This is a genomic window from uncultured Campylobacter sp., assembly GCF_937921625.1.
In the GTDB taxonomy this organism is placed as follows: domain Bacteria; phylum Campylobacterota; class Campylobacteria; order Campylobacterales; family Campylobacteraceae; genus Campylobacter_B.
This window is the reverse complement of record NZ_CAKZTI010000020.1, coordinates 1-9,851: the sequence shown is the minus strand read 5'-3', so window position 1 is coordinate 9,851 and position 9,851 is coordinate 1. Positions and strand designations below refer to the sequence as shown.

Sequence of the window (9,851 nt, the reverse complement as noted above, 5' to 3'; positions counted from 1 at the left end):
GCAAGATGGGGTCTTGCCGCGGTGCGCGCAGGGCTCGAGCGTGACGTAGGCGCAAAGAAATGTACTGCCTTAAATGTACATAATGCCCGCCCTTGCATACCAATCGCATAGCTCAAGTGTAGTCGTATATGTATGGTTCGCATCGCACATATACGATACGCCATACGCCGCATGCGCGAAATGTGAGAGTATCGCTCGCAAATTTTATGAAATTTCAAAATTTAATCGAAATCTGATAAAAAAATTTATAAAATAGCTCATCAAATTTCAAAAGGATAAAATTTGCCGACGCCAAAAGATAACGCCGCAAGCCGCAATGAAAACCTGGCTGAAAATATAGCCCAAAATAACGCCAAAAGCGAGGCGCAAAATTTCACCGAAAATCAGACTGTAAATAATGCCGAGATTAAAATCGAAGCCACCGCCGAAGCCAAAACAGTCGTCAAAAACAAAGCCAAAACCGCTGCCGAAAATCAAAGCAAAAACCGGGTCAAAACCGACAAAGTCTCATCTGCTGGTGTGGCTGCGCTTAGCGACACTGCTGAAGCTAACGAAACCTTCTCGGCTAATGCTTCCGCGTTAGGCGACGCCGCTGCTTCGGGAGCCGCTGCGGGTATGAAAGCAGGCCTTGCCAAGGCTAGCGGGCGCGCGAAAACGAACAAGATATTTTTTATCGGCGCTACTTTGCTGATGTTTTGCTGCGTGATCTATCTGTTCTCGCCGTTTTTGATGGTGATCGCAATCGGCGTGCTGATGGCGGTGGCGACCTCGGGTCTGCACGCTAAAGTAACGGAGCTGTGCCGCGGCAGGCGCACGCTAGCCTCGGTGCTTAGCCTGTTTTTGCTCTGCGCGCTTTTTTTCGTGCCCTTCATCTACGCAGTGATCGAGATCGCCAAAAACGCCGCGGGCTTCGATATGGCGCGCCTAAACGATGCGCTTAGCTACGTTCAGAGCCTAAACATCAAGCTGCCCGGGCCTTTTGAAAAATTCGATACGCAGTTTCGCTCGTTTTTGGCGAACCTAGACGTCGCGGGCGTGGCGAAGCAGATCATCTCCTACCTCTCAGTCGTCGGGAAATCCAGCGCGAAATTTATCGTCGATATGGTACTCATCATCGTATTTTGCTTTTTTGCATACCTCTACGGCGAGAGCTTCAAGCGCTTTTTCAAAAAAATTCTACCCGTCGAGCCCGCGCAGATCGATTATATCTTTTCCGAGACGGCAAATACGATGAGCGTCGTGTTTTACTCGACCATCTTCAACGCCGTATTGCAGGGCTTTTTGTTTTCGATCATCGCGGGGATCTTCGGCTTTGACGCGCTGCTGATGGGGGTGCTTTTCGCCTTCTGCTCGCTCATCCCCGCAGTAGGCGGCGCGCTCATCTATGTACCCACCGCGCTATACGTACTAGCGGGGGGTAGCACCTCGGGCGCGATCGTGATAATGGCGTATTGCGTGATACTGATCTCGACGCTCGCGGACAGCTTCGTAAAGCCGCTCGTGATAAAATTTATCAACTCGCGCTTAGTAGAAAACCCCGCAAACATCAACGAGATGCTGATCTTCTTCTCGATGCTTTCGGGCATCAGCACGTTTGGGTTCTGGGGCGTGATCTTGGGGCCTGCGATTTTAACGCTATTTATCGCGGTGCTAAATTTATACGATTATCTAAAAAAGATAGAATTCGAGTAGGGCTTGCGCCGCTTGGCGCTTTTAAATTTATGAAAATGCCGCCCGTAAAGTGCAATGCTTAGCACGTCCTTGCGGCTCTCTCGTCCTTGCGATTTTGTCTGCTTGCGCTCTTGCGCGAGCTTAAAGGCTTTAAATTTAAAGGTAAATTTTAATTTCAGCTGCTGCTCGCGCTCTTTGACGAATTTTAGAGCAAAGATCGCGAGTATCGGCGCGGTTATTTTGGGTCGCGTCATGCGGCGGCGCAGTATTTTTAAGCTACACCGCGCGGCGTGGCGAAATTTTATGGATTAGAGTTTAAATTTAAAGTAGTCGATAATAAAAGAAAGAATTTTAACTTCAGCTCTAGCAAGCAATGCCCAGCAACTCAATACCCACTTTCGTCGCCTTATCCTTGCGAGTTAAAATTTATCTTATTCTTTTGATTTTTTAAATTTTGGTATTGTTTGAAAAGTATGTCCGTCTCATGTTTATCATAGTATAAATTTTTATTATAAAATATCGTTTCATAATCGAGATTGCTCCCCTTGTCGTATATTGAAATGAAAGAAAATATATATTCTCTATAGCAATCCATATTTTCATCAATTATCTTTTTATAGTTATAGCAAAACGGGTATATGCTCTTTTTTTGTTGATAAACTACATCCCTAAATATAGAGTTTAAAAGCCACCTATAACATCTGTTTTCTGGAGTAATTATGTCAAATTTTTAGTTTTTGTTTCGTACATAATTGGTAATTGTATGTCATTTTTACTTATAAATACAAAATCAGTAAATAGGTCGAATGAGTGGTTGGCGCCATCTCCAAACCTCATATATATAAAATTCTCTATAAAATTTCCATCTTTGTCAATCAAATGCCCTTGCTCCCAGGGATAAAAGAGGCGCAGCTTTAAAACCTCGTCGTTTTCTACAATCTCTTCGGCGTTTTGTATAGGTTCGCCGTTTTTGCAAATTTTAGAACCCAGATCCATTAGATAATCAAAATTTAGCCTTTTATCCAGCTTCCAAAATTCGCATCTGTCATCGGGATATTTATCGCCGTTGCACCATGAAAATCTTACTCTCTCATAGCCGTTTTTGTCTAAGTGAACATCCGCCATCTTGCCAAAATCTATTTGCGGATAGTTATCTAAGTAGTGAAGCTTTTTTAGGTAATCTTTTAAATTTAGCTCTACAAGCTCTCTTTGCGTCAGGTTTTTATCGCTAAAATCAAGCGCTTCTAAGATTGCTGAAATTCTATATGTGGGCAGCAAGGCGATAAATATGCAAACCCAGATCAGAAAAACTATGATACAAAGGTACTTCAGGCGCAAGCTTACTCCTTCGGGCAGATTGCGCTATATTATCCAATGCAAGCTTAACGAGCCCATAATCCGCAGCGCTTGCAGCAAACGACTTGCTGTAAAAATTCCAAGCTTGTTTGCGCAGTTAAAATTATATAGTTAAATTTGGTAGTTAAATTTGAAATTTTAAAATTTACATTTGGCGGTAAAATTTTAAAATTTGCGGCGGCGGTTTAGACCCGCACCTTGCCGCCGTATTTGATCTGGCTCGGGTCTTTTTCGTCCAGCTCGCGCATTATCTGCTCGCCGTTGTCGGAGTTTGCCGCGGTGATATCTGCGTCCAGATCGGAGTATGAGTAGATCATCATCGCCTCGCTTACGCCCTCTATGGCTTCTATCGCGCGAAATGCGGCGATCTCGTCCTCGAAGCCCTCCGCGCTAATCGTGGCTACCGCCTTGCCGTCCTCGCACGCGACAAACTCGCAGCCGCCGATACTTTGCAGCTCCTTGCGAAACGCCGCTACGTCGGTATTTGCGCCTAGATAGATCACGACGCTTGAAATATTCATTTTAGCCCCCAAAAGTAGATATATCTATTGTACCCCGAGCCCACGAGATAATCTCCTTCGAAAAGCAGATAGTTGATGATATCGTTACCTAGCTCGATGCTGCGGACGATCTCGCCTGCTTTATCGATTACGCGCACGCCGTTATTAATGGTAAAAGCGCCCAGCTCTGGGCTTAGCGCCACAGCAAAAACTGCAAAATGGGCGTTATAAAATTTAGTGAAATCGCCGTTTTCGTAGTAGCACGATCTTTCCTTGTCGTTCGAGCCGCTCATCATGCGATCGCCAAGTAGCGCCACGGAGTAGATTCCGTCCTTGTGCAGGAACTTTTGGCTCATAAGCTTTTTTGCTTTCGCGTCGAAATAAAACACGATGCCGCCCTCGCACGAGATTAGCAGCGTCCCGCTAGCGCGGTCGTAAGCGCTGCCGCCCAAAGATGCGATGGTGAGCTTTTGCTCGAAGCTTACCTTGCCGCCAGATAGATCGAAGTATAAAATTTCGCTACCAAGACCTAGCAAAATCACGGTATTTTCGTCGTAGAAATAGACGTTTTTAATCCCCGTCATCGGCAATTTGTAGTGCGTGATCTTGCCGCCTGCAAACACGCCCAGCATCTTTTCAAACGCGTCGCCATTATATAAAAATGCGTATCGCTCGCCTAGTTTATCGACATCGAATATGGTAGCGCCCATCGGCTCGTCTAGGTAATTTTTGGACGAGGGCAGGGCGAAAATTAGCGTTTTGGATATTGCGCCCGAGGCGGAATTAGAGGCGGAATTTAATGCCGTAGAATTCTCGGCAGAATTCTGCTTCGCGGAATTTTCTAAAGAATTTACGGCAGCGGAATTTGCGGTGGAATTTCCCGTGGAATTTACGCTTGCTTTCGCATTGGAATTCTGCGCCGCATCGGAATTTGTGCTTGCGGCGGAATTTTGATCTGCAAAATTTTGACCGGTTGCAGAATTTCGCGCGGAACTCTCCACGGAGCTAATGGTTATTTTATAGAGCTTGCCGTTGTCAAGCCCTGCGTAAATTTCGCCGTCTAGATTTTTTAGCACCGCGACATTTGCGTCAAGCTCTAGTATGAAGCTAGCGTGTTTGATCTTTGCAGGCGCATCTATGCCCACAGCGACACTAGGTATTGCAACGCCGTTGCCGGCATAGATGAAGCAGGCGCAAAGTAGTAGCGGTGGTAAAAATTTCATCGCGCGCTCCTACTCAACCTCGGCGCCTTGATTTAGCGTATCTATGAGATTAGAAGTGGAATTTGCGTCGCTAAACCTGCTAAAATCAGCCTTAAAATTATTTTTCACTAGCGGATTGGTTTGGGCTTGCGGTACGTGGCATTGAGTGCAATTGAATCGCTGCTCGGCTAGCGTGCCGTTTAGATCCGCGCCTGTGCGAAAGTCCACCAAGTGGCTTTTTGGAATCGGCGTAGAACCTACATCCTTAGCGACATCGGGCATATGGCAGGTTACGCACATATTGTTATCCTTTGTGATCGGCACGAGCCCCTCTAGGCTGTGCGGTATGAGCGGCGGAGCGTTTTCGAAGCTACGCTCGATCTTTGAAGCGGCGCCCGGAGCATCCTCGCTATATTTGAAATCGGGCAGGGAATTTTTATTTTGTGCAGATTCGTCCACGCTTTTTATAAAACCCAAGCTGTCGGCGTCTATAGAAGCCGTCTTGTCCGCGGCAAATAGCGCCGCACAGCATGCAAGAGCCAAGCCTAAAACCATTTTTTTCATTTTTTCACTCCTAATATACTAAAATTTAACGCATCGTCGTCGCATACGTCGATGCAGCGTCCGCAGCTGATACACTCGCTGCTAACGCGCCCGTTTTCGCGCCCAACCATCTTAAGCACCTGTACTTCGGGGCAGACCATTTTGCATTTGCCGCACATCGTGCATTTATCAACCTCGTGGCGAACGCGAATGACGCTAAAATAGCTAAGCGCAGCCCAAAATCCGCCGAGCGGGCATAGCCGCGAGCAGATAGTGCGATCGCCTGCAAAAATTTCAAAAACCACGATCAGTAGCGCGATTCCAAATGCACTGGCGCTCAGCGATATGACGGCGCGCGCGAAAAGCGAGATAAAATTTACGCTCTCAAACGCCGCAAAGCCGAAAGCTCCGCTGCAAACAAGCGCTAGCACCGCTAGGACGTAGCGAGCCTTGCGATTTACGTTTAAAAATTTGGTGTGCACGCCAAATTTTTTACGAAGCCACGCGGCAAGATCGGTTAGTAAATTTATCGGGCAAACCCACGAGCAATATAATCGCGGCGCTATAAGCGCATAAAATGCTCCTACGATAAGCGCTCCTATAACCGCCGTAGCACCTAAAGAAAAGCTAGCTAGCAGCATCTGCGCCGTCGCAAACGGATCGCTTAGATTAATCGTGCCGAAAAGTTTCGACGAGCTTAGATTGCCCTTTAGAATTCCTGATAAAATTCCGTTTTCGCTCGCGGCTTTGAAGGCGAAATTATTTCCCAAAATAAAAAGGACTAGAATAGAAATTTGGCTCAAACGCCTTAAAATAGTGTATTTCATTGCCTAGTCCCTTCCATTAGATCGTCCTCGTTTAAGTAGTCCTTACTCTTTTGCGGATCGAGCTTAATTTTGGTGTCTGCTTCCTTTAGCTTCGCGTCGTCGCCCTTGATCCAACCTTTGACGTAGTTGTCGCTGGAAATTCCTATGACGCGCTCGCGCTCCACGACGCTGATAGCTGCCTTTTTCGTGACGCAGGCATGCTCGCATTTACCGCAACCCGTGCAGTAGTCGCTATCTACGACGGGCACGAGCAGGGCGTGCTTTTCGGTGCGGTTGTTGTGGCGGTAGTCAATGCGAAGTGCCTTGTCCATTACAGGGCAGTTTCGCACGCACGCGTCGCATTGGATACCGGCGTAAGCGATGCAATGCTCGGTATCTATGACCGCAACGCCCATCTTGGATAGACGCACGTTAAGCTTGGAGTTTTCGCTTACTAAGCTTTTATCTAGCGCGTCGCTAGGACAGGCTACGACGCAAGGTATGTCGTCGCACATATAGCACGGAATTTCGCGCGGGATAAAAAACGGCGTGCCGTTTGCAATAGCGTGATCGCAAAAGCTCGCAAGCTTAAGCGTATCAAATGGGCACGCCTCGACACAAAGCCCGCACCTTAGGCATTTGCTAAGAAATTCTTTCTCGCCTATGGCTGCGGGCGGGCGGAGTTTGGCGTGCTCGTTAGAGTTTGCGACTCCGAGCCCCAGAACGCCTATGCCCGCAGCTAAAGAAAGAATACCTAAGACCTCACGCCTATCCATAATTTACGCCTTGTAAATTTTAACCGCGCATTTTTTGTAGTCGGTCTCTTTTGAAAGCGGACAGGTATGATCGAGCGTGACGCGGTTGATATAAACCTTCTCGTCAAAAAACGGCACGAAAATAAGCCCTTTCGGCGGAACGTTACGTCCGTGGAAGTCCACGCGCGCTTTTACCTTGCCGCGGCGCGACTCGATCCAGACGATTTCGTTTTGTTGTACGCCGATTTTGGCGCCGTCGGCTTCGTTCATATAGCATCTTGCTTCTGGTACGGCGCGATAAAGCTCCGGCACGCGCATAGTCATAGTGCCCGTATGCCAGTGCTCCAGCACACGACCCGTACATAGCCAGAAAGGATATTCCTCGCTTGGCACTTCTACAGGATCCATATACGGACGGAAGAAAATTTTAGCTTTATTGGCAAGGCTTGTTTTTTCTTCGCCCGAAGTAGCTGATTTCAGATCGCCGCTAGGAAGCGCAGCTTTGGCGTTGCCATAAAAGGCAAAGTCACTATCCGGAGCCGCTTTTTTGGCATAAGGATCGTATTGGGCGTTAAAGCGCCAAAGTGTTTCTTTGCCGTCTACGACCGGCCATCTAAGACCGCGCACTCGGTGATATGTATCGAAATCAGCTAAATCGTGTCCGTGACCGGTGCCGAATTTTCGGTACTCCTCCCAAAGATATTTTTGGATGAAAAAGCCATAGCCTTTAAATTCTTTGCCGTCGCTGCCGATTACGCCGCGTGAGTCGCCGTTTACTTCAGAGTTATCGAAGCTTGCCATAATTGGATCTTTTGCAGCGAAAGCCTGAGCGTCTTTGTTTGCAAAGAGCACTTCAAATAGTGTAGTCTCTGGCGTATAGCCGAATTCTGAAATTTTATCTAAGACACTTGGTAACGTAAGCTTATCATTTACTTTAACCTCGCCCCAGAAATCCTTGAGTTTGAAGCGCTTGGAAAACTCTAGCATCTGCCACGTATCGCTCATCGCGTCGCCCACAGGAAGGACCTGCTGTCTCCACCACTGAGTTCTGCGCTCGGCATTGCCGTATGCGCCCCACTTTTCGTAGATCATCGCGGTTGGCAGGATTAAATCGGCTACCTTCGCGCTTAGTCCCGGATATGGCTCGCTTACTACGATGAAGTTATCCATCTCGCGCGCCGCTGCGATCCAATGGTTTGCGTTGGCGATCTGCTGCCACGGGTTGTTGACCTGAACCCATATCCATTTTATCTTGCCGTCTTCGAGATTGCGCAGAGCCTGCACATAGTGCGCACCCGGTTTTGGATTTATCGTGCCTTCCGGAAGCTTCCAAATTTTTTCGGAAACCTTTCTGTGAGCCGGATTTGCCACGACCATATCAGCAGGTAGGCGGTGAGAAAACGTGCCCACCTCTCTAGCCGTGCCGCAAGCGCTAGGCTGACCGGTAAGCGAAAACGCTCCGCAGCCGGGCTTAGCTTGCTTGCCAAGAAGGAAATGCACCATGTAGCTTTGCTCATTGACCCAGGTTCCTCTTGAGTGCTGATTAAAGCCCATCGTCCAAAAGCTTACTACTTTGCGATCTTTTTCTATATAAAAATCTGCCAGCTGCTTAAGTTTGGTTTTGAATGCTTCTAAATCCTCACTTTCGTCACCCTTAGCTAAAGGTGCTACAAATTCTAACGTGTAAGGCTCCAGCGCTTTTTTAAATTCTTCGAAGCTTATGAGCCAGTGAGCATCCGATTTATCAGAGTGTTTGTTTTCGAGTACGTCGCCCTCTTTCATACCCAGATATGCTAACGTAACGCCCTCGGATTTGCTTAAAATTTTGGATTTTTGCTTAGCTGCTGTATCAAGCTCGGTTTTGCGGTATTTTTTATGATTTATATCTTCTCGTAGGCCGTAGCCGATATCTACTGGACCGGTAGCGAATACGCAGTGCTCTTTAATAAATTTCTCATCTATCATATCCGGGTGATTGTAGACGATCTCCCTTGCTATGTAGTTCCATATCGCCAAATCGGTATTTGGACGGAATATAATTTCAATATCGGCGATGTTTGAGGTGCGGCTAGAGTAGGTCGAGAGATTTATAACTTTTACGCGATCCGGGTTGCGAAGCTTGTGGTCGGAGACGCGAGACCAAAGGATAGGGTGCATCTCAGCCATATTCGCGCCCCAGGCGATGATGGTATCGGTTAGCTCGATATCGTCGAAAACGCCCGCAGGCTCGTCGATACCGAAGGTTTGCATAAAGCCTACGACGGCGCTAGCCATGCACTGGCGAGCATTGGGATCGAGATTATTAGAGCGAAAGCCCGCCTTTACTAGCTTTGCTGCGGCGTAGCCTTCCGGGATCGTGTATTGACCGCTGCCAAGTACGGCAAAGCCCTCGGGACCGCCTTCGTTATAGGCTCGCCTAAAATGCTTCTCCATTTCGTCGAACGCTCTTTGCCAGCTGATCTCGATAAATTTTCCCTTTTTATCGAATTCGCCCTTGGAATTTACGCGCAAAAGAGGCTTGGTAATGCGATCGGCGCCGTACATGATCTTGGCGTTGAAATAGCCTTTGATGCAGTTTAGACCGCGATTTACTGGGGCTAGCGGATCGCCTTTGACCGCTACGATCTTACCCTCTTTGGTGGCTACCATGATGCCACAGCCGGTGCCGCAGAAGCGACAAGCCGCCTTGTCCCAGCGCCAGCCTTTTTCGGCTTCGTCCGCAGCACTAAGACTGCTAGGCAAGCTGATGCCCGCAACGCTACAGGCAGCCGCTGCTGCAGAGCTTTTTATAAAGTCTCGTCTATCCATGAGATTAACCTTTCGTTTAGAATTTAAATTTCTATTAACGTTTGGATAATAGCATAAAAAAACGGCTTAGTCTAGATTAAAATCAAAGTTTTTTCTGCAATGAATTTCAGATATAAGATAATAATTTTATAAATTTTAAATTTAGTGGCTCAAATTTTATCAGGATAGCGAGTTTTTGATAAATTTTAATATAGATTTTCATTTAATTAA

General features: G+C 47.3%; 10 protein-coding genes. 1 reads left to right on the top strand and 9 read right to left on the bottom strand.

Going from position 1 to position 9,851, the window contains the following annotated elements:
• Nucleotides 1–282: 282 nt before the first annotated feature.
• Nucleotides 283–1,692: an AI-2E family transporter gene (locus Q0101_RS02780; RefSeq protein WP_297942104.1), complete on the top strand. Its 1,410-nt coding sequence runs from the start codon at nucleotides 283–285 to the stop codon at nucleotides 1,690–1,692.
• Here the strand turns inward: Q0101_RS02780 and Q0101_RS02775 are convergent.
• The 9 genes from Q0101_RS02775 to napA form a co-directional block, all read right to left on the bottom strand.
• On the bottom strand, nucleotides 1,665–1,925 hold the full coding sequence (locus tag Q0101_RS02775; RefSeq protein WP_297942101.1) for a hypothetical protein: 261 nt from the start codon (nucleotides 1,923–1,925) through the stop codon (nucleotides 1,665–1,667). The two genes, Q0101_RS02780 and Q0101_RS02775, sit on opposite strands and share 28 nt — an antisense overlap.
• 152 nt (nucleotides 1,926–2,077) lie before the next feature.
• Nucleotides 2,078–2,266 (bottom strand): hypothetical protein, encoded by a 189-nt coding sequence (locus Q0101_RS02770; protein WP_297942098.1) that lies wholly within the window; start codon nucleotides 2,264–2,266, stop codon nucleotides 2,078–2,080.
• Between the two features lie 122 nt (nucleotides 2,267–2,388).
• Nucleotides 2,389–3,009, bottom strand: a complete 621-nt coding sequence (locus Q0101_RS02765; protein ID WP_297942096.1) for a hypothetical protein — start codon at nucleotides 3,007–3,009, stop codon at nucleotides 2,389–2,391.
• A 203-nt stretch (nucleotides 3,010–3,212) separates the two neighbouring features.
• Nucleotides 3,213–3,548: a chaperone NapD gene (locus Q0101_RS02760; RefSeq protein ID WP_297942094.1), complete on the bottom strand. Its 336-nt coding sequence runs from the start codon at nucleotides 3,546–3,548 to the stop codon at nucleotides 3,213–3,215.
• Entirely contained in the window at nucleotides 3,545–4,750 is a 1,206-nt protein-coding gene (locus tag Q0101_RS02755) for a hypothetical protein (protein ID WP_297942092.1), read from the bottom strand. Before Q0101_RS02755 ends, Q0101_RS02760 begins: the two co-directional genes overlap by 4 nt.
• Before the next feature lie 9 nt (nucleotides 4,751–4,759).
• Nucleotides 4,760–5,293: a nitrate reductase cytochrome c-type subunit gene (locus tag Q0101_RS02750; RefSeq protein ID WP_297942089.1), complete on the bottom strand. Its 534-nt coding sequence runs from the start codon at nucleotides 5,291–5,293 to the stop codon at nucleotides 4,760–4,762.
• Nucleotides 5,290–6,099, bottom strand: a complete 810-nt coding sequence (gene napH / locus Q0101_RS02745) for a quinol dehydrogenase ferredoxin subunit NapH (protein ID WP_297942087.1) — start codon at nucleotides 6,097–6,099, stop codon at nucleotides 5,290–5,292. The genes Q0101_RS02750 and napH overlap by 4 nt, the downstream gene beginning before the upstream one ends.
• Entirely contained in the window at nucleotides 6,096–6,854 is a 759-nt protein-coding gene (napG, locus tag Q0101_RS02740) for a ferredoxin-type protein NapG (RefSeq protein WP_297942085.1), read from the bottom strand. Before napG ends, napH begins: the two co-directional genes overlap by 4 nt.
• A 3-nt stretch (nucleotides 6,855–6,857) precedes the next feature.
• Complete coding sequence (gene napA, locus Q0101_RS02735) at nucleotides 6,858–9,641, bottom strand: nitrate reductase catalytic subunit NapA (RefSeq protein ID WP_297942082.1); 2,784 nt, start codon at nucleotides 9,639–9,641, stop codon at nucleotides 6,858–6,860.
• Nucleotides 9,642–9,851: the final 210 nt, after the last annotated feature.